This is a genomic window from Acanthopleuribacter pedis (assembly GCF_017377855.1).
In the GTDB taxonomy this organism is placed as follows: Bacteria; Acidobacteriota; Holophagae; order Acanthopleuribacterales; family Acanthopleuribacteraceae; genus Acanthopleuribacter; species Acanthopleuribacter pedis.
Genome location: NZ_JAFREP010000001.1, coordinates 140,168 through 164,848, shown reverse-complemented (window position 1 = coordinate 164,848; position 24,681 = coordinate 140,168). Strand labels below are relative to the sequence as shown.

Genomic DNA, 24,681 nt, shown 5'->3' with positions numbered 1-24,681 from the left:
GCGTTATTCCCCCGCGCACGACCCATCCGTGTGCCCAATGGGTTGCAGCCAGGTTCGGATCGCTCATGTGGAATCTGAATCCCCAAAGGAGTGCAACCATGCCATCGATCCCCGGCCGCCTCGGTCACCTTACCCGCGTGTTTGCGGCGCTGTTATGCGTCGCCACCCTTCAGGCCGAAACCCTAACCATTGACCGTATTTACAGCGATCCCTCGCTCAGTGGACCCAGCCTGAAAGACGCCGCCTTTTCACCGGACGGCAAACGCATCACCTTCCTCAAAGAGAAAACCGACGACTTTACCGTACTTGACCTGTGGTCGCTCGATTTAGCAAGCGGCCAAACCGGCATGTTCGTCGATTCCCAAAAAATTACCGGCGGAACCGAGAACCTCTCCGACGAAGAGAAAGCCCGCCGTGAGCGCATGCGCCTGTTTCAATCGGGCATTGTCGACTACAGTTGGTCGGAAGATTCAAAACGCCTGCTGTTCCCGCTTGGCGGCGATCTTTACGTCTACGAGCCGGCCTCGGGCACAACCCGTCAGCTCACCAAAACGGATGCCTTTGAAACCGACGCCCGTTTTTCACCCAAGGGCCGATATGTTTCCTTTATCCGCAAACAGAACCTCTATGTGATTGACATTCAAAGCGGCCGGGAAACCGCGATCACGACCGAAGGCAAAGACACCATCAAATACGGCATGGCCGAATTTGTCGCCCAGGAAGAGATGGGCCGCTATACCGGGTACTGGTGGGCACCGGACGACAGCGCCTTGGCTTTCGCCAGGGTCGATGAATCGCCCGTGCAAATTTCAAAACGTAGCGAGATTTACGCCGATGACTTTAAGGTCATCAGCCAACGCTATCCCTATACCGGCACCAATAACGCGACCGTCACCCTCCATGTGCGCGATGTCGCGGGTGGTGAGCGCCGCCAGATCGACCTGGGCACGGAAACAGACATCTACCTCGCCCGCGTCAACTGGTTCCCCAACAGCAAAAAGCTGTTGGTGCAACGCCAATCGCGCGATCAGCGCACCCTCGACTTGTTGGTGGCCGAACGCGCCACGGGCAACAGCAAAACCCTGGTACAGGAAACCAGCACAGCCTGGATCAACCTCCACGACGAGATTTACTTTTTTAAAAACAAACCTTGGTTCATTTGGGCCTCGGAGCGCGACGGTTTCCAGCATTTGTACCTGTACCACATTAACGGCGAGTTGGTGCATCAGCTTACCCAAGGCGCCTGGATGGTGAACCACTTGTTGGGTGTGGATGAAGACGCGGGCCATATTTATTATGAAGGGACCGCGGAATCGCCCTTGGAACGCCACGCCTACCGTCTGAAAATCAACACCACGGGTAAACCGCTTAAAACACAACGCATCACCCAGGGCGAAGGCATGCACGCGGTTACGGTCAGCCCGGACAGCGCCACCTTTATCGACACCTTTTCCAATCCCAATCAGCCGGTGGAGGTTAAAGTTTACCGTACCAAGGATTTATCACTGGTCACCGTGTTGCAGGCCAATCCCCTGGACGAAAGCCATCCCTACCATCCCTACTGGGCGCACCACAGCCAAGCCGAATACGGCACGCTCAAAGCGGAAGACGGTCAAGACCTGTACTACAGCTTGATCAAACCGGTCCCCTTTGATCCCGCCAAAAAGTATCCCGTCCTCGTCGACGTTTACGGTGGGCCGGGTGCGCAAAAGGTCACCAAGGGTTGGGGTTCACGTTATTACCTGTGGTTGCAGTACATGGCGCAACGCGGCTACGTGGTGTTCACCCTCGATAACCGCGGCTCGGCCAACCGCGGTACCGCCTTTGAGTTTCCGATCCACCGTCGTCTGGGCGACGTCGAGGTGAAGGACCAGCAGGTGGGCATTGAATACCTGCGTTCCTTGCCCTATGTCAACGGCGAGAAAATCGGCATTTTCGGCTGGAGCTATGGTGGCTACATGACCATCATGGCCATGATGCGCGCACCCAAGGATTTCGCCGCGGGCGTTTCGGTCGCCCCGGTCACTGACTGGGGTCTGTACGACACCCATTACACGGAGCGTTACCTGGATCACCCCAAGGGCAACGCCGACGGCTACGAAAGCAGCAACGTCTTTGCCCACATCGACGGATTGCAGGGCCCCCTCTTTATCATTCACGGTATGGCCGACGACAACGTGCTGTTCACCCATGCCACCAAACTCTACAAGGCCTTGCAGGATCGCGACATGCCTTTCGAGATGATGAATTACCCCGGCAAGAAACACCGCATTTGGGGCATCGAAACCCGCAAACACCTGTTTAAAGCAACCACCGCGTTCTTCGACAAACACCTTAAGTAGGTCCCTTCTTTCGAAGGGCCGCGTACCTGTGCCGCGGCCCTTCGTTTGATTTATGTTTTTCGTGACGGCATCCCGCCACCATGCTCTCTGCAACAACAGCACGTCCTCAGGCAATCCTCTTTTTTCATTTAAAAATTACTTTTTTCTCCTTTTCACCGGTAACCCATGACCCATCATTTCATTCAATGACGACTCTGGCCCGGGCACCCCGTCCCGGAAAAGCCGAACCGACCGGGCTAAATGCCGGGATGGCTTTTGAAGCCGAATGTGAGCGATGCATAACGGCGCAATCGCGTGCCTTAGCTAAAAGAAAAATGGGACAAAGGCGGCGAATGGATCGGCATCCCAAACGGGCAGTCGGCGATCCACCGCCCGATGCCTTTCAAGGTAACTTCATTTCTTCCCGGTGGGGTGCTACAATGGCGCAACTTTCCAGCCATTGTTGTTGCCCCGCCACCACCACCCATGCTTAACGACATGGGCTCGCCGTCATGCACGCGGCTCTAGGGCGGAGAAAGGCATTTCAGCACGCGCACCACGCTCGGAATCCAAACCTTATGACCCAATCCCTCAACCAAAAATTGATTCCCTGGATGCTGACCTTTTATCTGGGTATTGCGCCCATTTATTGGCTGCCCGCCGTCCCCATGCAGGCGCTGTTTGTCCTAAAGCTCGGATTGGTTGCCTTATCGGTTGTGCTGGTGTTCATGCAGAGCCTGGTCATTCGCGGTAACATCATGTTCCCAAAAGGCTTGGCCGGCCCCATGGGCTGGATTCTGCTGGTGGTCACCGCCGCGCCGGGTTTTTTCCAGGCGACACCGGCGGCGGGTTTTACCCGGTTCTACGATTCCATCCTCATTTTTGTGTTCTCCTGGACGTTTTACAACCTCACCCACAACGGCGTGAACGTCCTGAAAATTTTCTGGCACGCGGGTTTGATGATCACCGGGTTCGCCTCACTCACCCTGCTCCACGCCCTCACCGGCTTGCCCAGCTGGCAGGCACCGGTTCCCAGCCTTGAGCCACTGACGCTTTCCCGCGTCGGCTTCCACATGCTCAGTTCCGGCTGGGCCTGCGGCATTGTGCTTTTTTTGCCGCTGTTGCTCGCCATCCTCTACGCCTACCACGCCCACCGATTTATCCGATCCTCAACAACCACCGCGGCGGCGGGAGTCGGTCTTTTTTTCATCCTGTTCGCCAGTATGTTTGTGGTCAGTGGGCGCACCGGTTTACTCGCCGCCACGGTCGTCGCCATGTTCATCGCACTTAAGATGGTTAGCCGCACGGTTGGCCTGATGCTTTCCGGGGGTATCGGCCTCGCCGCTTACCAGTCCTGGGAACGCTACTTCAACCACCTCCGCTTTGACCGCTTGAGATCCAGCGAAATGGACGATATCTCGCGCTTCTCCTCGGGTCGGGTTGACGGCTATTTGGAGGGCGTGCGTTTGATCATGGAGCGTCCCTTCACCGGTCACGGCTTCGATACCCTGGACATGCGCGAATACGGCATTATTGCGAAGGACATCCACAACCTGTGGCTCAAAATGGCGGGCGACGCGGGCATTTTTTACCCGATTGCCTTCAGTTGTATCTTGGCAACCTATGCGCTCAAGTTCAAACGCATTTTGGACCTTACCCCGGAACCCAACGCACGCCGGTTCTACACCACCTTCGGCCTGATCATTCCCTGTGGCCTGATCGTGGCCAGCCTCTCGCCGACCGGCATTTTCGGCAGTTTCCAGAACAACGCCGTGTTTTGGGCGGCCATCGGTTACCTGTTGGCCAAGGTCGATATCAAAGAAGCGGAGGCGGCCACGCGAAGGACCCAAACCGAAACATCTACTACGCCGGAAGCGGAGAAAACGCCCAACGCCCCCCAAACCCCGATTACGAGGTCCCCCGCATGAACCCCGCCGAAACCGAAACCACGTCCCGCCCGCTGCGCCTCGCCATTGTGCAACGCGTGTGTACCCCTTATCGCCGCGATCTGATGCTCAAGATGACCGCCCACACCGGCATCCAAATTCGCGTGTTTGCGGGCGACGACGTCCCCAACAACAAGGCAAAAAATGCCGCGGATTTCAAAGGCCTGGACGTGGTCCGCCTGCGCTCTTGGTTTGTCCCCGTCAAACGCAACTACCTGGTTTTCCAGCGCGGGTTGCTGCGCGCCTTGCGCGATTACCGACCCGATGTGATTCTGTGCGAGGGTGAGAGCAACATTCCCGGTTACCTGAAAGCACTGCTCTACCGGGCGCTTGGTAATCGGGTCGGTTTAATGTACTGGACCCAAGGCGGCGTGCCGGGTGAAGGCCGCAACCCCGGAAAATTGCGTCGGATGTGGATCACCAACGCCCAGCGCCGCTTCGACCATCTTCTGGCGTACTCAAGCTTTGGCAAATCCTTCACCGAGCAATACGGGATTAACGGCGAGGCGATTACGGTCGCGGTGAATGTCGGTAATACGGAACGTTTCGCGGAACGCGCCGACGGCTTGCAAATCGACAAGTCTGCAGCACGCCGCCACATCCAACTGCCGGATCGCTTTACCATCCTCTATGTCGGCCAGTTGGATCCCGACAAAAAACCGGATCTTTTGCTGGAAGTCGCCCGTCATCCATCCATGCGCCACTGTAATTTTGTCTTTGCGGGGAACGGCCAAATGTTGGAAGACCTGCGCCGGCAATCGGCCGATCTCGACAACGTGTTTCTGCCAGGGCGCATCAACGAAGGTTTGGATTATTACTATCGGGCCGCCAACGTGCTGACCGCACCTGGGCAGGCCGGTATTGTCTTTTCAGAGGCGATGGCTTTTGCCCTGCCGCTCATCGTCGGTCTCTCCGACGGCACCGAATACGATCTCATTGAGCAAGATCAGTCCGGGCGACGGGTGACCCCGGTGACAGCGGACGCCTTCCGCGCGGTTTTTGCCGACTTGGCCGCGAACCCCGAAAAAACGGCACGGTGGGGCGAGCGCGGTCGTGAAATGGTCAGCACCAAATACTCCCAGGTAACCATGGCCGCAACCATTGTCGAAGCGGTACGCCGCGTTCACCGAGAAAAGGTGGCGCACCACGCCGGCGGCACCGCCCGTGCCGAGGATGCGCATGGCACCTGAACCGAGCGCCGAGCAGCCGATTGCATTGAACCAAGAAAGGATTCATGGATGAAATGTCTCATCGACGCTTCACAAATTGCCCGCGGTGGCGCGGTTCAAGTCGCCCTCGCGATGATCACCAAGGCCGCGGCCGACCCCAACCACGAATGGCATGTGGCTGTTTCGGGCGAATTAAGTGCCGAGATCTCAGACGCGCTGGGCGGACGGCTCGCCGATTTGATTCGGCTACCGCGACGCCGCAACAGCTTTGAACGCATGATGGTTCCACGCCGGTACATGCCGGGGGTGGAACGCGCCGCCAAACCGGACGTTGTTTTCACCATTTTCGGGCCCGCCTACTGGCATGCCAAGGCCCCGCACCTGGTTGGTTTCGCTTTGCCACGTATGATTTATCCCGAACTGGAACACGTGGGCAAGGATCATCAACCGCCGTGGTGGCGCGCCCGATTGCGTGGGTTCATCGACGGCATTCGACGTCGCCAATTCCACCGACCCGATTACCTGGTGGTTGAAACGGAAACGGTTCGCACCCGGCTCGAGCAATGTTTCGGCATTCAGCCGGATCGGGTCATCGTGGTGCCCAATTCATTTAGCCCGATTTTCGCCGACGAAATCGCCAAACTCACCGTTTCCCCGCCCAATGATCGTTTTCGTATCGCCGTGCCCAGTTCCTTTTACCCCCATAAAAACTTGGGTCTGATCCCGCCCACCGCGGCCAAACTACGGGACCAGTTGGACCGCCCCTTCGAGTTTTGTTTCACGCTGCCCGAGCAAAGTCCCGGCTGGCAGGATCTTGCGGCGAAAGCCGAGGCCTTGGGCGTGGCACAATACCTGACCACCCGCGGCGCTTTGCCCCACGGCGAAATCGCCCGTTTGTACCGCGAAAGCCACGTGGTATTCCTCCCGACCTTGCTAGAGTGTTCCACCGCGGTTTACCCGGAAACTTTTTGCGCGGGAATTCCGTTGGTCACTTCAGATAGAGATTTCGCCAGAGAATTATGCGGCGGCGGCGCTCGGTTCATCGACCCGCACTCGCCCGATTCGGCGGCCGAGGCGTTGGCCGAGGTGCTGTCCAACCCAAAGGTTGCCGATCAATTGGTTGGCAACGCCCGCCAAATTCTTCCCCTTCATTACCCCAACCCCGATCAAAAATGGCAGGCCCAATTGGCCGCAATTTATCGAGCGTGCGGTCAAACACCGCCCGCCGCCTAACCATCGAGGCAACCCGTGAAACGTTGGCAACGCATTCGTTACATCACCCAGACCCTGCCCCAGGTAGGTTTTTCCAACGCGGCTTTTGTTGCGTGGTACCGCACCTCGCTAAAACTCGGCCTGCGCAAGTTCATGTTTCCCAGCGGCAAACCCTGGGCCGATCTGTTCTTCGACGACGCCAAATGCCGCGAGGTCGAGGTCCCCGATTATTGGTGGCGCCCGCTGATCGAAGAAGCGGGCGGTTTGCACCGCGGCGTGATTCGTTATTTTGCCTACCACAACCAACGGGTCGGTTCGCCGCCCAACTGGTTTCTCAATCCCTTTAACCAAAAGTCGGTCGGCAAGCCGAACCTTCACTGGACCGGTCTCAAAGACTTTGACGCGGCGCTGGGGGACATCAAGATTGTATGGGAAGCGTCCCGATTCCGCTGGGCGCCGCTGTTGGCGCGGGCCTACCGCATGACCGGCGAACACCAACACCTCGAGTTGCTCAACGCCTGGATTGCCGACTGGACCGAAAAGAACCCGACCAACCGCGGCCCCAACTGGAAATGCGGCCAGGAGTCCGGGCTGCGTCTGCTCCACATCATGCTGACCGCGCATCTTTTGGACAACTTCCACCGGCCCAACACCGCGCTGATGCGTTTTACCGCCGACCATTGCGCCCGTATCGACCGCAACATACGCTACGCGGTCGCCCAAGACAACAACCACGGCACCAGCGAAGCGGCGGCATTGATGGTCGGTGGCTTGTGGCTGAATCGCTACGCGGGCGAAGAAGCACAGCGGAGGGCCGGCGAGGTTTGGGCCGAAAAAGGCCGCGCCCGTCTGGAAGAACGCATTCTGTATTTGATCGAGGACGACGGCGGCTTCTCCCAATTTTCCTGCACCTACCATCGCCTGATGCAAGATACCCTGCACCTCGCCGAATGGATGCGCCGCGCGCTAAAAGCCCCGCCCTTCAGTGATCGCTTCCTTGCCAAAATGCGCGCGGCCACGGATTGGTTGTACCAAGTGACCGACCCCACCACGGGCGATGCCCCCAACTTGGGCTGGAACGACGGTTCTTATGAGTTCATTTTAAGCGCGGCGGGCTACCGCGATTTCCGGCCGACGGTGCAGTTAGGCGCGGCTTTGTTTCACGGCAAGCGCTACTACGACGACCCCCGCCTGGACGAGCCGCTGTTTTGGCTTAACCTGGCGGCGGCGCCCAACGGGACAGCGGAAGCGGGCGACACCCAAGCGGCGCCCGCGCCTTTGCCACTCGCCCCACCACCGCGTGTCAGCCGGCGCTACGCCCAGAGCGGGTTCGTGGTGCTGCACGGACCCAAGAGTTGGGCCCTGCTGCGCACCCCAACCACCAAATTCCGTCCTCCCCACGCCGACGCGCTCCACTTGGATTTGTGGCACGGAACAAACAATCTGCTACGCGATTCAGGTTCCTACAGTTACAACGACGATCCCAAGGTGTTTCTTCATCTAACCGGAACAGAGGGCCACAACACCGTGACCTTCGATCAACGCGACCAAATGCCGCGGCTCAGCCGGTTCATGTTTGGTCCCTGGGTCGAGGTTCACGAGGACCAAGCCTTGCGCGAAAATGAGCACGGTGTTTCTTGGTCGGGCTGGTACCGCGATTTATGGGGCTGCCGCCATCACCGCGAGGTTCGCGCGGAAGGTTCCCAATGGATCATCCGTGACGAGGTCTCGGGTTTCCGCGATGAAGCCTGCCTGCGCTGGCGGCTCACGCCGGACGTTTGGCAACTGCGCGACAACCACGTAGAACAAGCCGAGGTAACCATTCAGGTGGCGGTTGCGGAAGGCGGCGAGGCAACCTACACACTGGAAGAAGGATGGGAGTCTCGTTACTACTGGCAAGTGGGCAAATTGCCGGTCTTTTGCATCCGGGTCAAACAACCGGCGACATTGATCACGACCCTTGCCTTCCGCGAATAATTCAATGGTTCTATGCTAACCTAGCCAAGCTGCTCGCGGGCGCCACATCGCGGCAGGATGCACGTTCAAGGAGAAGGCGGCCTATGCCTCATGACAAGTCATTCCGTTTTAAATACTTTTTAGGCCACTTGGTGATTTCGACTCTTGCGGTCTCCATTCTGCTCGTTCTGGTTGTCAGTCAATGGTTTCCCGACTTTTTGTTTTGGACCGAAGGTGCTTATTTTGCATTTGGCACCTTGCTCGCTGTTGACGTGGTGCTGGGCCCGGCCTTGACCCTGCTGGTCGCGCGACCGGACAAACCCAAGCGCGAGTTGTTTACCGATTTGTCCTTGATCGGCCTTTTCCAGGTCGCCGCCTTTTCCTACGGTTCCTACATTCTCTACTCGGAACGCCCTTTGTTTATGGTGGTTTCGGGCCGTTTCGAAAGTAAAAACATCGCCTTCCTCAAAAACGCCGATATCACCATGGAGCGCTTTGCGAACTTTCCCGGCAAGGCACCTTACTACGTGGCCCTGCGCCCGGTCGAAACCGACGAGGAACGGGTTCAATACATGGAAAACATGATGTCGAGCCAGCCGACTGCCTCCACCAAAATCTACGCACCCTTCAAAGAACATTTCGCTCTGACCAAAAGGGCCAACGGCCTGGATCTAGAAAAGGTGTGGAACGACTTCCCCGGTTTCCAAGAACCCATGCAAGCGGCGATTAGCCGGCACCAAGGGACCGACTTAGTTTGGTTCGGCTACAAAGGCGCCATGAGCAACGGCGTCATCGCCTTTAACGAGCAGGGTGATTTCGTGACCTTTGTCCATACGGACCAAGCCCCGATCGCCATGAATCGACCGGAAAAGAACGCTGAGGCGGCTGAAGCGGCGGAAGAAACCGCACCGATGGAGGAAGCCGCCCCTACAGAAAGCGCGGCCCCGGCGGAAGAAACCAAAGGCGCCAATTAGGTCGGATTTAGGCTCGGGTCAGACCTCGCCGCGGCGGGGTCGCACCCCGAAACAGCAACACGTCGGCAACCTGCGCGCTAAACGCCGGGTGCGAGGATGTTCCACTCGGCCAAAATGTGTTTGGTGAAGACTTCCACATCTTTGGTTGGAAAATCTTCCCATTTTTTTCGAATCGCGAGAATGATGAATTCCGAGGGCAGATCAAACCCATTGAGCCGGTAAATCACATGCTCGCGCCAGTTGCGGCCTTCCTGCTCAAAACCCGCGAACAGTTGTTCCGTTTGCTCGTCCAACAAACCCATCCCATCCTGAATCAGGGCAATCACCATTAAACGGAACTGGGTATCCAAACGTTGGTCGTCGTTCTTGCTCAAGCATGTCTCCTCGGCCGCCGCGGCGCCGTTTCTTCAATTTCAGCCGGTTGTTCCGGTCGCGCTCCCATATATACAGGAAACCGCGTCAATGTGCAAAAAGCACCGCGATGATGCGCTTGACAGCTTCTTTGGGGTGAGCGCATACTTACGCGTCATCACGAGGGGAAGACGGTGCAAATCCGTCGCGGTACCCGCCACTGTAAGCGTTTTCCGGCCGAGACACCGCCGGCAGAACAGCGCAAGCCAGAGCACCTCCTTGATTCGCCCGTTCGGGAATAAATGGGACGAATTCGATTCAGCCGTAGATTCGGCTTCAGCCACCGCGTCGGATTTGAGGAAGTTCCGTGTAAATCGGACACTGCCCCGCAACTGTGTCGCCCGTCCTCCATTGGGGCCGGCCCAGTCAGAAACTCGGTTTGATGCGGCACCCGGAAGATCTTTCGAGGGAGAAGATTGATGGCCATTTTAAGTGAATGGAAACGTTTTGCATTCGCCGGCATCTTTGCCGGAATCGGCTTCTTACAAGCCCAAGAGCTGCCAACCATCAAAGAAGACTTAACCGTTAAGGGCAGCAAAAATGAAATCAGCCTGGAAGAAACCACCACCCACACGGTGGTGGTGACCCGCGAGGAAATGGACACCTACCATTGGCGCTCGGTCGGTGAGGTGCTCGCCAATTTGCCCGGGGTAAGCCTCGTCGCCAACGGCGGCGACGGCAAACTGACCACCGTGTTTTTGCGTGGCGCCAAGTCGGAAAACACGCTGGTCCTGTTGGACGGCATCAAACTCAACGATCCCACCAATGTCGGGAAAGGGTTTGATTTCGGCAACCTTTCCACCAGTGGTATCGAACGCATTGAATTGATTTTGGGTCCCCAATCCACGCTGTACGGGACTGACGCCTCCGCGGGCATCATTAATATTGTTAGCGCGGACGGCAAAGGCGCCCCGTTGACGGAATTCCAAGCGGAGTTGTCCAACGAGGACACCACCCGCGCCATGCTCAGTCACAGCGATCAATTGGGCGCGGTCAATTACGCGGTCACCGCGGGTTACTACGATTCCGACTCGATTAGCGCACGCGCCGATCTGCTCGAAAACGGGGCCGATCCCGAGACCGACCGCTACGAGAACCTGCAGATCACGGCCAAGTTGGGCGTTCGGGTTAACGAGAAGCTCCAGGCGGACATCCACCTGGCCAGTGCCAACAACAAAAATGATATCGATACCTTTGACGGCGACGATATCAATTACCGTTCAACCTACGACCAAAACAGCATTGGCGCGGTGCTGGGCGGCAAATGGTTCCACGATTCGCTGAACCACACGCTCCACCTGGGCTGGTCGTCTATCGACCGCGAGGCCGTCGACGAGGTGGATGAACGCCACCCGCAAGATTCCAGCAATGCCAATTACGACGGCACCACCCTGATGTTCGAGTTCCGCAACCAATGGACAGTCAACGAACAGGTCAGCCTGGTTTTCGGTGTGAGCCATGAAGAAGAACAAGCGGAAGTCGCCACGGTCTTCAACAGTGCCTTCGGTCTCTCCGAAAGCACCATTGATGAAGAAACCGACACGGCAAGTGCCTTCGCCCAGCTCAACTTCAGTGATGCGTCCGGCTTCTACGGCAACCTTGCCGCCCGCCACGACGACCATTCGCTGTTCGGCGGTGAGTCGACCTGGGATCTGGGCCTCGGCTACCGTTTTCCAACCGAAACCCGGCTGCGCGCCGCGGTCGGAACCGGTTTCAAAGCACCGAGCATCTACCAACTTTACGCGCCAGGCTTCGGCAACGCCGACCTGGCCTCGGAAACCAGCGATGCCTTTGAAATCGGCGTGCAACAGAACCTGTTGGACGACCGCCTGCAAATGGGCTTGTCTTATTTCCAATACGAATTCGAGAACATGGTCGAGTTTGTGTTTGACTCGGTAACCTTTCAGAGTTCCTACGTCAACCTGAGCCAAGCCGAATCCGACGGGTACGAATTGTGGTTGGGTTACACCGACAAACAGCTCAGCGTCCATGTCGCCTACGAGGACTTGGACGCCGAGGATACCTCCGGCGCGGAAGCGGTCCCGCTGATTCGTCGCCATGACGACAAGGCAACCCTGCGTTTCGCCTACCGCTTCAACAGCCCGCTACGGGTGAGCGGCGATATCTTGCGCTACGGCGAGGCGATTGACAGCAACTTCAGCGTCGGCGAAGTGACCCTCGACGCCTACACCTTGGTAAATCTCGGGATCAGCTACGAACTCGAAAAAACATGGCAGTTCACCGTGCGTGCAACCAACCTCTTCGACGAGGAATACACCCAGGTTTTGAACTACGGCGTTAACGGACGTCGCGTTTTCGCGGCGGTTCGCGCGCGTTTCTAATTCTGGTTTCGAACAGCAAACCACAAAAAAGCAGGGTCTCAGGACCCTGCTTTTTTTATGGTTTTCGTTTTGCGTTTATTGAATGACCACGATTTCGCCGGCGCCGCGGCCGAAGGTTTCCGGTGAATACATCTCCTCGGCCTTGGGTGGCGGGGCGACAAACTCGCCCGGCGTGGTCGCACGGGCAATGTAGCGGTATTCATGAACCCCGGCATGCAGCAGTTGGGCAAAGGCCTCGGCCCGTTCGTCACGCAGGTTTTGATGCTGGAACCAAGGCCGGTACCACCACGCCCAAGGTCGTCCACCAGTGCGTTTGTTGGGGTTTTCGACGGGTTCGCTACCGGCAAGCGCGGCATTAACGGCTTCAAAACCGGCGGGCATGGGATCCACCAAGGCAACGTGGTAGCGTCGCGAGGGAGCGACCATCTGGACGGTCACGCGCACCTTGGCGCCGCGGCGAATCAGCCAAGACCCGTCATCCTGCTTCTGGACATCGCTCGGGTCGTCCACGCCTTCATAGGTTCGCGACACGTAGAAGCCCCGGTCCACCGCGGCGGGTCGCAAGTCCTTGGGCGCGTAACGCATGCCGAGTCGATAGTACAAACGACCGGCACCTTGTTTCTGAAGAACCAGCCGGCCCTCGTCGCCGTCCTCGGCCAAGGCGGCCATGGGGACTGAGATTTCGCCGCGGTCGGTGGTTCGTCCGACAAAGGCGTGTTCGCCCTGGTAACGGCCGTTGAGCCAAACCCGCGCCACCATATCCGGCGTGGTTTTCTCAAAGGTCTCGAAGTACCGTTTCAAGGCGAACAACACGAACAAGTTCTCCTGGGTGTTGGTCCAACGGCCTTTGGTACGGTGTGCGTTCAGGCCCGCCACAATTTTGGCGATCAGCGGATGATCGGGTTGGGTTGCAATCAGACTCTCCAAAATCACGGCGTCGCTACGCCGCGAACTGTGCAGAATCAGGTAACCGCGTTCTTCCCCATAACGCTCGGCAAAGGTCGCGGTTGCGGCGGTCACCTCGGCGCGGTTGGAGAAGTGGCGCAAAATAGCGGTAACCTGTTGGGATTTCGGCGGCAAGACGCTGAGCAACCAGCCCAAGGCCTCCAGGGGCGCCTTTTCCATCGGCATGGTTTTGAGCAGCGCTTCGGCATCGCGCGCCACCCGCTCACCCGTTAAACCGCGAACGTTGAGGGCGTAGGCGCGCAAGGTAAACACCATGCGTTCCGAATAGTCTTTTTCGAGCCACTTGGCGTTGTTGAGTCCCGTCAAGTAGCGCGTGAGGCGCTGCTGAAGCGTGCGGTTCACGGGAACATCCTGGCGCAGGGCGCGGGCGACGGCATGACCGACGTGAATACTGACATAGGGCGAGGATTTTTCACCACGGTACCAGTAACCAAAACCACCGTCTCCGTTTTGGATGCCGGCCAGATGTTTGAAGTCGTCCTCGACGCGGGCGGCGAGCGCGGCCTCGTCCAAGTCGGCACCAAAAGCCTGCATCATGTCCTTGGAAGCCAGGATCGACATGACCCGCGAGGCGCGTTGCTCCGCGCATTCAAAGGGATAGTCGTAGAGGTACATCACCGCGTCTTCCAGCATATGGAGCGCGGTAGAGGTGGTCGCAACATCGACACCACCGAACTCGGTAAAGGCGTTGGCCGGCAGTTTTAGCGCTTGCCCAAGGTTGAGTTCGCCGTCGATTTCGCCGTAAACCGCAAAGGCCTCGCTGGTCGCCGGGGTCCATACCGGTACGGTAACCATAGCGGCATCGGTCAGCTCACCGGCGCGAACGGCGATGCGGAAGAAGGCCTCACCGGCACGGTCGGTTTGCGCGGGAAAACGCACCTCGACACGGTTGTTGGCGGGAACGGTGAAGCGACGACCCGCGCCCGCGGTAAGCACCGCGTTGTGCGCTTCCACGGCGAGGTCGACGTCCATGGGTACGTCGGTTTGGTTCTGAAGGACCACCGGCAGTTCGAACCGGTCGCCGAAGTTAAGGAAACGCGGCGCGGAGGGCCGCACCATCAGCGGTAACCGCGCGGTCACCTTTGCTTCACCGATTCCGAACAGGTTGTCGCCGTCAACAGCAACCGCCATGACGCGGTAGCGGGTGAGGTTGTCGGGTAACTCAAAGGAAACACGGGTTTTGCCGGAGGCGTCCGTCTGTTGCTCGGCAAAAAAGGCCGCCAGCGGATTAAAGTTGGTGCGCACGACAATCGGGGCTTCACCACCGCCACCACCGCCGAGGCTACCCGCCGGCGCCATATCAGCCTCCATGGAGAGGAGTTCCTCCGTATCCGCCGCCATGTTTGGCGCGGCGGCCATCGGCATCATCATGCGTTTTTCGGATTTAAGCTCCATGACTTGCTCACCCTCGGCCGCTACCAAATTATCGGCATCCGCCAAAACGACCCATTGGCGGTTGTGGTAGCTCCGAAGCGAACTTTGAGACGATGGGTAAAAAACGTCGATGGGATTGGCGAGTTGGTAGCCGGACAAAGCCAGAACCGCCTCATCGACCACAAACAAGGCAACCTCGGCGCCCTGGACCGGTTGACCGGAGGCGTTGTGAACTTGGACCGAAACCGCGGTTTCTTCGCCCGGACTCAGCTCGGTCTTGTCGGGTGTCGGTGTCACCTTGAGTTCGCGGCTCAACGGCGGAACCTTGAGGTTCAGTTGCCCGGTCGCATAAGCGGGACGCGGCGCCAATTTGGGATCGATCAAACCGGAGGCATCCACCCGCGGTGCTTTACCGACCAGATCCACCCGTACATACAGGTTGGGCAACATGCTGTCGGTGATCTTCACCTCAAGCGTTTGCGACGCTTCTTTTAAGGCAAAGCGACGGGTTTCGAGCACCTTGCCGACGTGGACGGTCAGGGTGCCCTCGGCGGGATGGAACGGGGCCTGCACCAAAATTTTGGCGGTATCACCCACCGCGTATTCCTGTTTGTCGGGGATCAGGGTGACGGCTTCCTGCTCGACGCGGTCCACCGGCTGTGCTCGTCCGCCGGCAACCCAGCGGGTCATGGTGGTCCGGCTGGTGCGGCCTTTGTCGTCGGTCACCCGCGCGGTGATGCGGTAGGTGCCGCCTTCCTTGGTTTGGAAACGGAAATTGAAGGGTTGCGCGGCACTGGTCAGTTCAAAGGTTTGCGGGTCGACGGCAACCTCTTCCCAGCTTCGTTGCCGGCGTTGCCATTCGAGGCGAACCACTTCAACCGCCACTTTTTGACCGACCAAGGCTTTGCCGTCAATGTCGGCCACGATGACCTCAACCCCGTAGGGCGTGCCTTTCTCCACAAAATAACGGTTGGTGCGCAGGCCGACATAAGCCGCGCCGGAGTGTACCAAAAAGTTGCCACTCGCCGACCATCGTTGAAAGTTCACATCGGTCACGGTTGCATTGGTGGAGACGGATACCGGCAGTTCGTTCAAGGCCTCACCCAGTTCCAGGGCGAGATCGTGGAAACCCATGCTGTCGGTGCGGCCGTTGTGGTTGTAAAAAGCACCGCCGGAAGCCCCGTCGTCATAAATTTTCCACCAGGGCCGCCAGACACCAAAGGTGAACTGCGACCAATTGGGCGGGGTAAAGTTGGTTTCATCGGCACGCACCGACCAATTCACCTCGGCACCGGCCAGGGCACCACCCGCGTAATAAGCGGCCTCGGCCCGTGCCGAAACCGTATCACCGGCGAACACCACGGCTTGGGGGACGGTTACCGAAACCTTGTACTCGGGGCGACGGAATTCCTGGACCTGGAACAGGTGGTTAAAACTCAGTGTATGGGCGGCAAAGTGTTGGGGTAATTTCCACGCGGCGCTACGCTCAAATTGCAGGTGGAGCGTGGCGCCCCCCAAGTTCATGTTGTCCGGTAAAGCAGCTTTTAAATCAAAGCCGCCGGCGGCGTTGAGGTTCACCCGACCCGATTGCAGCTCGTTGCCGCGTGGGTCCTTAAACTTATAGGTCAGCGGCGTTTCCCGAGGCGGTTTGCTTAAGCCGTCCTCGCTAAACAGCCGCACCCAGCCTTTGACATGGACGGTTTCGCCGGGTTTGTACATGCCGCGATCATCGAACACATGCCACAGCACTCGGTTGTTGTAATCCTCATTGCTCCAGCTCGATGAATAACCTGCCGAACCCGGTATCAGCAAGGCGCTGTCTTCCCCTTGTTCAACCAACAGAAGCTCGGGCCGGGGTTCCTCGTGCAGGGGCTGGAGCGGCAACAAACCTCGGCCGTCGGTTTGGCCCAGTTCACGGGTTTGTCCCTTGTCGTCGACCAGCGCCGTGACGGTTGCACCTTTCACGGAGGTGCCGTCCTTCAATTGGTTCACCCAAACCAAACTTTGATCCGGGGCGGCCAAAACATCCACGCCGAGCCGGCTGATTTGCACCCAGCTCAGCAGCGATTGGTAGCGGCGCGGCCCGCCAAAACGACGGTCACCCGCGTTGCCGATGGTTTCGCTCGGCGTCAGGCGTACCAACAGGTGCCCGTACTTTTTGCCGGCCAACCATTGATTCAGGTTCAACACCTGCTCAACCTGTTCGTTGGCGGGTGCTTCCAAATCAACGCGACCATCCACCAACTCACGGCCTGGCAGCGGTGGGTTCTTTTGGTCGCCGTAACGCCGTTGGTTCAATTGACGAAAGGCGAGCCAGTCTTTTTTAGGGTCCACGGCGTGAACTTCAAGCTGGAATCCTTTGAAGTTGGTGGCCACCACACGAAGGGTGGGATCCGCGTAGGGGTCGGGAATGTGAATCGGCTGGGCATTCCAGCTAAAGTGCGTGGGCCGATCACCTACCTTAAAAACGATGGTTTCGGTTTTGCTCAGGTTCTGGCCGAACACATCGCTCACGGGCGTTTGGACCGTCACCTTGTATTCAGCGCGGGGTTCAAAATCGCCGGCAAAAACCAGGTCGCGGTAGTTCCCGAAAACCTCAAGCTTGTCCGGCTTGGGGCTGATGCTGTACCAACTGGGTTTCACGGCATCAGAAACCAGCGGGTTGTTAAAGGTCACGCGAAAATGTTGGTGGGGCGCCAACTTGCGCCCGCGACTCGCGCTGTGGTTGACCACCCGCAACAGGCCGTAGGTTTTAAACGTGTAGTTGTGTTCTTCCTTGTCCCGCTCCGGTCCCTCGGCGCTGGGCACGCCCGGTCCAACCCGCACCTCAATTTTTTTGTCGGTGGGCAAGGCACGACGCGGGCGAAACACAACCACTTGGTCGTCCTCATGGGAACTCAGGAAACCGCGCAGACGGCTGTCCTGTTCCCAGGTCGCCTTGGGCGCGCGTTCCAGATCAAAGGATTGCCCATCGGCGGTTAAGGTAATGGCCTTTAGAACCGACGCCGGGTCAATTGACTGGTTAAAAGCCAGCGCGGCCAGGGGGATTTGCGGTTGGCCGGTGTTGGGATCGGGATAAAAGGCCACCGGTTTCGCGGTAGGCGTGGCAAATTCAAATTCGAGCGGCGTCCCCAAGGTGCGGCCGGCGGTATCTTTTAGATCGCCCGGCACGCCTACTTTAAACCGCGTGGCACCCGGCAGCGCGGTTTTGTTTTGGAACACCAAGGTACGCGGCGATACCCATCGCCAGGAGCCTGCGACATTGGGGGTCAGGGTCACGGGCGGGGCCAGGGCCTGCCGCGTTTCCAGATCACCAAGGGGCACCATTGACTGAGAAAAGGAGATCGTGATTTTGGGCGCGGTCTCCACCAAACCGACCGGACCGTGATGGGTCACGCGCGGTGGTTCGTTGTTCGCGGTCGGCGCGGGACCTTCCACCTCGCCAAACACGGCGTCCACCACTTTTCCGGGGCGCGGCGCGGGAAGCGAATCCTCGCGGCGGTTGTAGTCTTGTTGTTGCGGTGCCTTGGGCAAGGGAGGCAACCGGTTCAGCAGGGCTTGGGTTTCATCGGAGGGCAGATTCTCGGCGCGGGCCTCGGGCGCCTCGGGCGGGGCTTCTTCATCTTGCGGTCGGCCGTCGGAAAGTTGAATCGAAATCACAGGTTGGTTCGCTCCTCGCGTGGGACTCAATAAAAAGGCGTCACTCGCGGGCACCGAAAGCGCGGTTAAACACAGCGCGAGGCACCACCATTGAATTCGCAAGGGACCGATTGGTTGCTTCATGGATTGCTCCTTGCCATTCTCCTAAATCGTGTGGGTTCAGGACAATGTTTATCTCATAAATCGCGGGGAAAGGCAGGCATGGATCGCATCTATGGGCATCCGGTACCAAAAAAACGACGCGTTTCCCCAATTACCCGGCGGGAGACCCGTTACCTGGAAAATGGTTTCAAAACTTTTCGCCGGCATCCCCACACCGATTCTTTGGCTGGGTCTCGCGGGCGCGCTAAAATGAGCGAGATCAAACCGTTTCCCCCGCTTCAACCCAAAGGTGACAAACACCGCACGCCGTTGCGACGGCCGCGGGGAAACCAATCAACCTGAGGAGTTCCTTATGACCGACATGCAGTACCGCAAATTGGGCAATAGCGGCTTGTTCGTGAGTGCCTTGTCCTTTGGTTCCTGGGTCACCTTTAAAAACCAGGTGGACGACAACCTGGGTGAACGCTTAATGAAACAAGCCTATGACGCGGGCATCAACTTTTTCGACAACGCCGAGGTTTATGCCGCGGGCGATTCCGAACGCATCATGGGTCGCGTGCTCAACAAACTCGGTTGGCGCCGCGACAGCTTCTGTGTTTCCAGCAAGGTTTTTTGGGGCGGTGAAAAACCCACCCAACGCGGCCTCAGCCGCAAACACGTGTTCGACGCATGCCACGCCGCCTTGCGCCGCCTGCAAGTCAACTACCTCGACCTCTACTTCTGCCACCGCCCCGACATTCACACGCCGATGGAAGAAACCGTGCGCGCTATGAGCGACCTGGTCCAGCAAGGCAAGGTCATGTACTGGGGCACCTCCGAATGGCGCGCCGATCAAATCGCCACCGCCCACGCCGTGGCACGCCAATACAACTTGGTACCGCCCCTGATGGAACAGCCCCAGTACAACATGCTGGAGCGCACCAAGGTTGAAGGCGATTATGCGCTGCTTTACGACCAATTCGGCCTGGGCACCACCATTTGGTCGCCGCTGGCCTCCGGCATCCTCACCGGCAAATACAACGACGGCATTCCCGAGGGGAGCCGCATGAGTTTGTCCAATTTCCAATGGTTGGCCGACCGCCTCGAAACCGAGGAAGGCAAAGCCCGCTTGGAAAAAGCACGCCGACTGACGGCGCTCGCGGGGGAACTGGGCACCAGCTTGACCAAACTGGCCATTGCTTGGTGTTTAAAAAATCCCAACGTCAGCACGGTGATTTTGGGCGCCTCCAAGGAGTCCCAACTCACGGAGAACATCGCGGCCCTGGCAACCTTGTCGCTGCTCGGGGACGACGTCATGGAACGAATCGAAACCATTTTGGCCAACAAACCCGACGCCCCCGGCGACTTCCGCTAGGGGTGCTCGGAAGAAAAAGAGAAAAGGAAGAGATAACTCATTCCGCTTCAAGGCGGCCGGGCTCGCGCCCGGCCGAATTTTGGGCTAGTCGGCGGGGATGATGGGAATTTGGCTTTGGCCTTCCCATACGACGAATTCACCGTTGTTTTCAAAGACCAATAAACCAAGCGGCGGTTTGTTTTGGGTACCGAGGTAACTCACGGACAGGGTCATGCTTTGCCCGGGATACAGCGTGTAGGTACTGGGACCAACGGCGTAGCGGCGCGTTGAGATGCTGTAATCACCGACGCGGGTTAACGGTTGCGACGGCAAAGGTTGTCCTTCCAGTCCCAGATGAATTCTGATGGTTTGCGCGGTGTTCGTTGCGTTTCCGATCTCTACCAAGGCTGGGGAATAAGCGCCCGAAGCGGCGCGATTCAACACAACCGCCTGGTAGCCGCTCACCGTAGCGAGCCCACCAAGGTCGCAACAGGGCGGCAAACCAAATGGATCGGAGGGATAGGTAAAAAGTTGCGATTCCCAAACGGTCGAAACACCCCCGTTTTGGGTCACCAACCGGAACACACCATCGCGCACGGCAACACCTTCACCAGGTGGGAACGCCGTACGATTACTTCCCGGCTCACTCCAGACCTGTTCATGCCAAACAACGTTGCCCGCTTGGTCATAGAGGCGAACCTCGGTCAGGTGTGCCTCCCCATCCCACGTCCAGTTAAGATCGGAAAAAGAATCGTAACTTGACGGCAAGGTACCGAGTGTTAACCGTGCGGCGGCTAAGGTAAGCCAGGGACTCGCCAGTTGGATTTCGGGATTTTGGTTGGCGGTAACGCGCAGGAAATAACGACCCGCGGGTTGGTCGGGATAAAAGGTGAAGTCATTCTCCTCTTGCAACGGATAGGCGTTGTTTAGAACCGTCACCGCACCCGAATCGGAAACCAAGGCCACTGTCGCCAATGCGCCAGGGTCAAAACCCGTTGCCTGCCAAGAGCAGTTTAGTTCACGGGTCCGAGTGACCGAAGCGGGCACATTGAACGCGGAGAATTCGCGAACGGGGATGGGTTGGGCGGACCAGGTCGCGGTCACGTGATAGGCAATCCCATTGAGCACCCCGTGTGGGTCGTCATAGATGTTGGTGGTTTCGTTCAGCGTTACGGTGGTGACACACTCGACGCCGACATACCAGGTCCCAATGCTCAGATTGTCGAATACCAGCGTCTTTTGCGCACCGGGGCCGACGACTTTTTGGAAGCTCGGGGTCGTGCTGTCGAAAGCCGGTTCACCTTTGCGAAGGTACACATGAAAATCGGTGCCCGGTTCACCGACAACATCCAGTTTCAGGTAACGCTGGTTGGTCACTTCAAAGCTGAAGTGGTGGTATTGCTTGTCCCCGATTTTGGTTTCGTCGGGTATTCTCTCGTGCGTTCCTTTATCCATGTAACGGGTTATCCCGTTTTGTAAGGCACCTTTGACGCGCGGCGTGCCGACACCGTCCAAGGCATAGGTATACATCGCTGCCGTGAGCCGTTCAATATAGGGATCCCGGGATTCCTCGGGGTGGGAGCCGGACACCACCACACGACCGGTCTGTGTATCAGCTTTGCTCGCCCAAATCAGATCGTAACCGCCCCCGATTGCCAATATTTCAGGTGGCGTCACCTCATCATCCCAGGTCACATACCCACCGCCGGCGCTGCGAATGTAGTGTTTCTTTAGGGTCGTGGGCATGTAATCGAAGAGCGGACTCGTTGGCAAGATGGTCACCTGCCGAAACTCATCATCAAAGGGGAAACTTTTAAAAAGATTCAACTTGAGATCTTCGGCAAGAAAGGCACCCGCGCAAAAACCGCTAAAGGATCCACCCGCGGCCACAAACTGCTGAATGACCTGTTCACCCGTTTGGAACTGGTCATTGCGAATCGCACGCAAATAGTCATGGTGGCGACCGCCGGCGTGGTACCAAGTACTATCGGGATCGCGCTCGTGGCAAAGCGCATCGGGAAAGCCGGCCGAGTCGCCGTCTTGGTCAAGGTACTGTTCACTGGCGGCACCGCCGGTCACCAGCAACCGAAACCGGGGCGACCCATCCGGGTAAAGCAAACGTCCGTTTGGATCCGAATTGCAGGATACGTTGTCCGGTAAAGGAACGGAACTACACCCGATCAAATGGGTCTGAAAGGTTTCGTATTGTGGTGAACATTCCGCGGCGGAAAGGGTTTCAACCTCGAGGCCGAGCATAGCGACAAAATGCCGCTGGGGCACACCCGACACACCTGGACCGCCGTTAATCAAAACATCCTTGTAAAAACCTTCGCCGCTGGGAACCGACCAAGGGACAGTTTGCGCCGCAACGGGAAAAACCCATCCAGCGACCATAAACAGACACAGCAACCGCGAGGATTGCACAAAAAAAGTTACCATCAAAAATACTCCAATATAAAGTCGGCGCTCTAATGCGCACATTCAAGACGTCATTAAACATAGGCGCGTTATCCACCCGCGCACAAACGCCCAACCCTCAATTTTACAATTTTTACATTTTAAAACCGGGACAAAGCTCGCCGTGAAACGCGGGCCCACCAAGAGGAAAAGCCGTTCCCTCAGCAGCTGATGCGGGAACGGCTTTTCTAACGGATCATGAGTTTGGGAAGAAATTACCCTTTGACCACCCCGTCGAGGGTGTCGTTGTTGACGTAATCCAAGAGATCTTCCTCATCAAACGAGGAAAGGTCCTCGCGTTCGTTAAGCGGGATTTCCGAGGGGTTGTGCCCCCCGTCCATGCTGGCATCGAAGTTGAGATCGCCCAGGGAATACAGGTTTTTCTCGTGGGGCATCGGCGTCACCATGCTTTCCAAGAAGACATTGGAACTGTAGAAGTTAAAGTTGCTGGCGGCCGAGGTATAAATACAGGCGTAATCGCGGATTTGTTCCGCGAAGGCACTCAACTGGCCCCCGGTCTTAAACAGGCGGCCCCAGTAAGGGTTAAAGGCGTTAGAAATTTTGCGACGCAATTGCCGTGATTGATCCAGCAGCGTCGAGAGCTCGCGGTTGTGGGTTTCGACCTCCCGGTTGAGGGCTTCGATTTCAGCATCGATCTTTTCCAAATGGGCCCTTTCCAATTCATCGCACTCACTATCCTTAAACTGGTGCAAGTCAACAACTTGACTTCGGCGCCAGTTCAGCTCCATCACCAACTGTTTGCGACGCGTTTCGTTTTTCAGCAGCGATTTCAAGAACTCGTGCGCCTTCTCCTCCGCACGAATCTGGAACTCCAGCTCCGGCACGATGATGCAGGTACGCCAGTGGGTGCTGTGTTTGCTCTTGAGAATGTCGCCGTAGATGTGGTCGCCGACGTACAAAACCTGGTCACCTTTGACGCGCAGTTTCTCTTCCAGGAAATCCAGGTTTCCGCCGGAGAAAAACAGGGCTTCGCCCTCCTCAATGATTTCCAAAGGCTGACCGTCGCGGAAGAAAGTGGGCTTGCGCGCGGCACAACCGACAATTTCAAAGCAGTTACGCCAGTTACGGAAAAAGGGCGCGGCATTGCGAAACAAGTAGGACAGCACAAAATCGGTGTATTCCGGCTCGGAGTTGGTCACCACGAACAGGCGTTTTCCCGCGCCGCTCAGCTTGTGTAACGACGGAATCAAAATCGCGTCGCTTTTGATGTAGAGATCGGGGTTGGCCATAATCTCTTTTTTGAGAGAACCGTCGCTGTGACAGGTGTCGATCGCGCTGCGAATGTCTTTGTAAAGGGAGGTATAGTCGTCGCGTTCTTCTTTGCGTTTAATGAAGAAATCAATCATGGCCGCGAATAAATAGGTCTCCAGCAATTCGAACAAGGTGTCGACCGAACGATAGCGGCCGGAATGGAAATCAATGCGGGTGGCGTTGTAAATGCGCGCGCGGGAATCGGAGTCCAGCGGTTTCAAACCATGGTAGGCCAAGCTGACATACTTGAACTTGTCCATTTTCAGGACATTGCCCAGCTTGGTGTCAATCACCAGACCGCGAATGGCAAATCCCTCCTGGTAGGGGATTTTTGCGATCTCTTCCGGGTAACCGTTGCGCTCGACCAAAATTTTGACCGCCAGACGCAACGTCAGTAAGTCAAGCGCCTCCTGTTGGTATTCGGCCAAGGTGTAGTCCATGTCGAAGCCAACCGCTTTGATGCGACTCATTTTGATGGTGCGGTTGGTGAACACGCGGTTTTCGAGGTAAAGCTGTTTACCATCCTCACCGGCGCGTTTCTCATAGCGGGCGTTGAGCAAACTCTTCAAACGTGCGTCGATATTCTTTTTCCCCAAGTGGTGCTCCTTTATAGTCCCGTCGTTGGGTGGTTTCCAGGCCCGGGCGCAGCGTGTGTGTCAAAAAATGGGGCGCGCGGGGCCTTTGCAATAGCGATTCAAAAAGGCTCTGACCGGCAGAGCGATCTGTGCGAACAACAAGTGGGTTCCCCTGTCGAATGGGAACCAACATGGACCGATTAGGGGCCGCGCCCGGTTGGAACGAAACGGCGCGGGTGGAACGTCGGCGGTGGGCAGTGGGGCCGCCGCCGGGAGAGAAGAAGCTTAACGGTATCGCGGGTGGGCGACAATCCGAGGACATAGGATTTGGGTATCAGAACAGTTTTCACGGCCTCCTTGCTGTTGACTCTTCTATCGGTCGCGACAGGCGTTGCCTTTACCAAGGCCCCTGAACGCCGGGCTGACGGGCATTTCCTCAATGGGCGATAGAAACCCTTCACCCCTTTGTTTAAAATAGGTTATCGTCAGACACGAAACAAGGTTTTCACCAAATCACCACGAACTCGGTTGGATGCCAACCAAATTTTCATGGAACGCTCATCCGTTCGACGCCAAGGAACGAAACCCAGAAGGATCGGCCCGTGGACCGT

Annotated in this window: 12 protein-coding genes and 2 riboswitches; of the genes, 8 read left to right on the top strand and 4 right to left on the bottom strand. The window is 57.5% G+C overall.

The genetic code is table 11. The features are described from left to right. Positions 1 to 98 precede the first annotated feature (98 nt). From J3U88_RS00530 to J3U88_RS00505, 6 genes are all read left to right on the top strand, one after another. The gene (locus J3U88_RS00530) at positions 99 to 2,342 is read left to right on the top strand and encodes a S9 family peptidase (protein ID WP_207856159.1); all 2,244 of its coding nucleotides are present in this window, start codon (positions 99 to 101) and stop codon (positions 2,340 to 2,342) included. Between the two features lie 557 nt (positions 2,343 to 2,899). Continuing rightward, the gene (locus J3U88_RS00525; RefSeq protein WP_207856158.1) at positions 2,900 to 4,249 is read left to right on the top strand and encodes an O-antigen ligase family protein; all 1,350 of its coding nucleotides are present in this window, start codon (positions 2,900 to 2,902) and stop codon (positions 4,247 to 4,249) included. After that, positions 4,246 to 5,457, top strand: a complete 1,212-nt coding sequence (locus J3U88_RS00520; protein ID WP_207856157.1) for a glycosyltransferase family 4 protein — start codon at positions 4,246 to 4,248, stop codon at positions 5,455 to 5,457. Before J3U88_RS00525 ends, J3U88_RS00520 begins: the two co-directional genes overlap by 4 nt. Positions 5,458 to 5,505: 48 nt before the next feature. After that, a complete protein-coding gene (locus J3U88_RS00515) occupies positions 5,506 to 6,669 on the top strand; it encodes a glycosyltransferase family 4 protein (RefSeq protein WP_207856156.1) in 1,164 nt (387 codons plus the stop codon). A 15-nt stretch (positions 6,670 to 6,684) separates the two neighbouring features. Then, positions 6,685 to 8,625, top strand: coding sequence for a heparinase II/III domain-containing protein (locus tag J3U88_RS00510; RefSeq protein ID WP_207856155.1), 1,941 nt, complete (start codon positions 6,685 to 6,687; stop codon positions 8,623 to 8,625). Between the two features lie 83 nt (positions 8,626 to 8,708). Beyond that, positions 8,709 to 9,578, top strand: a complete 870-nt coding sequence (locus tag J3U88_RS00505) for a hypothetical protein (RefSeq protein WP_207856154.1) — start codon at positions 8,709 to 8,711, stop codon at positions 9,576 to 9,578. 77 nt (positions 9,579 to 9,655) lie between these two features. Here the strand turns inward: J3U88_RS00505 and J3U88_RS00500 are convergent, their stop codons facing one another. After that, positions 9,656 to 9,952: a hypothetical protein gene (locus J3U88_RS00500; protein ID WP_207856153.1), complete on the bottom strand. Its 297-nt coding sequence runs from the start codon at positions 9,950 to 9,952 to the stop codon at positions 9,656 to 9,658. Positions 9,953 to 10,065: 113 nt separating this feature from the next. After that, a riboswitch (cobalamin riboswitch) is annotated at positions 10,066 to 10,226 on the top strand. Between the two features lies 1 nt (position 10,227). Next, a riboswitch (cobalamin riboswitch) is annotated at positions 10,228 to 10,385 on the top strand. 23 nt (positions 10,386 to 10,408) lie between these two features. Here J3U88_RS00500 and J3U88_RS00495 point away from each other — a divergent pair. Continuing rightward, complete coding sequence (locus J3U88_RS00495) at positions 10,409 to 12,331, top strand: TonB-dependent receptor plug domain-containing protein (protein ID WP_207856152.1); 1,923 nt, start codon at positions 10,409 to 10,411, stop codon at positions 12,329 to 12,331. 75 nt (positions 12,332 to 12,406) lie between these two features. Here J3U88_RS00495 and J3U88_RS00490 read toward each other — a convergent pair whose 3' ends face one another. Next, positions 12,407 to 18,454: an Ig-like domain-containing alpha-2-macroglobulin family protein gene (locus J3U88_RS00490; protein ID WP_207856151.1), complete on the bottom strand. Its 6,048-nt coding sequence runs from the start codon at positions 18,452 to 18,454 to the stop codon at positions 12,407 to 12,409. A gap of 340 nt (positions 18,455 to 18,794) precedes the next feature. Between J3U88_RS00490 and J3U88_RS00485 the strand changes: the two genes are divergently transcribed. Continuing rightward, a complete protein-coding gene (locus tag J3U88_RS00485) occupies positions 18,795 to 19,787 on the top strand; it encodes a potassium channel beta subunit family protein (protein ID WP_423842027.1) in 993 nt (330 codons plus the stop codon). A gap of 84 nt (positions 19,788 to 19,871) precedes the next feature. Here J3U88_RS00485 and J3U88_RS00480 read toward each other — a convergent pair whose 3' ends face one another. Together J3U88_RS00480 and J3U88_RS00475 are read right to left on the bottom strand one after the other, a co-directional pair. Beyond that, entirely contained in the window at positions 19,872 to 22,205 is a 2,334-nt protein-coding gene (locus tag J3U88_RS00480; RefSeq protein ID WP_207856149.1) for a hypothetical protein, read from the bottom strand. 233 nt (positions 22,206 to 22,438) lie between these two features. Further along, complete coding sequence (locus J3U88_RS00475; protein WP_207856148.1) at positions 22,439 to 24,091, bottom strand: HAD-IG family 5'-nucleotidase; 1,653 nt, start codon at positions 24,089 to 24,091, stop codon at positions 22,439 to 22,441. Positions 24,092 to 24,681 lie beyond the last annotated feature (590 nt).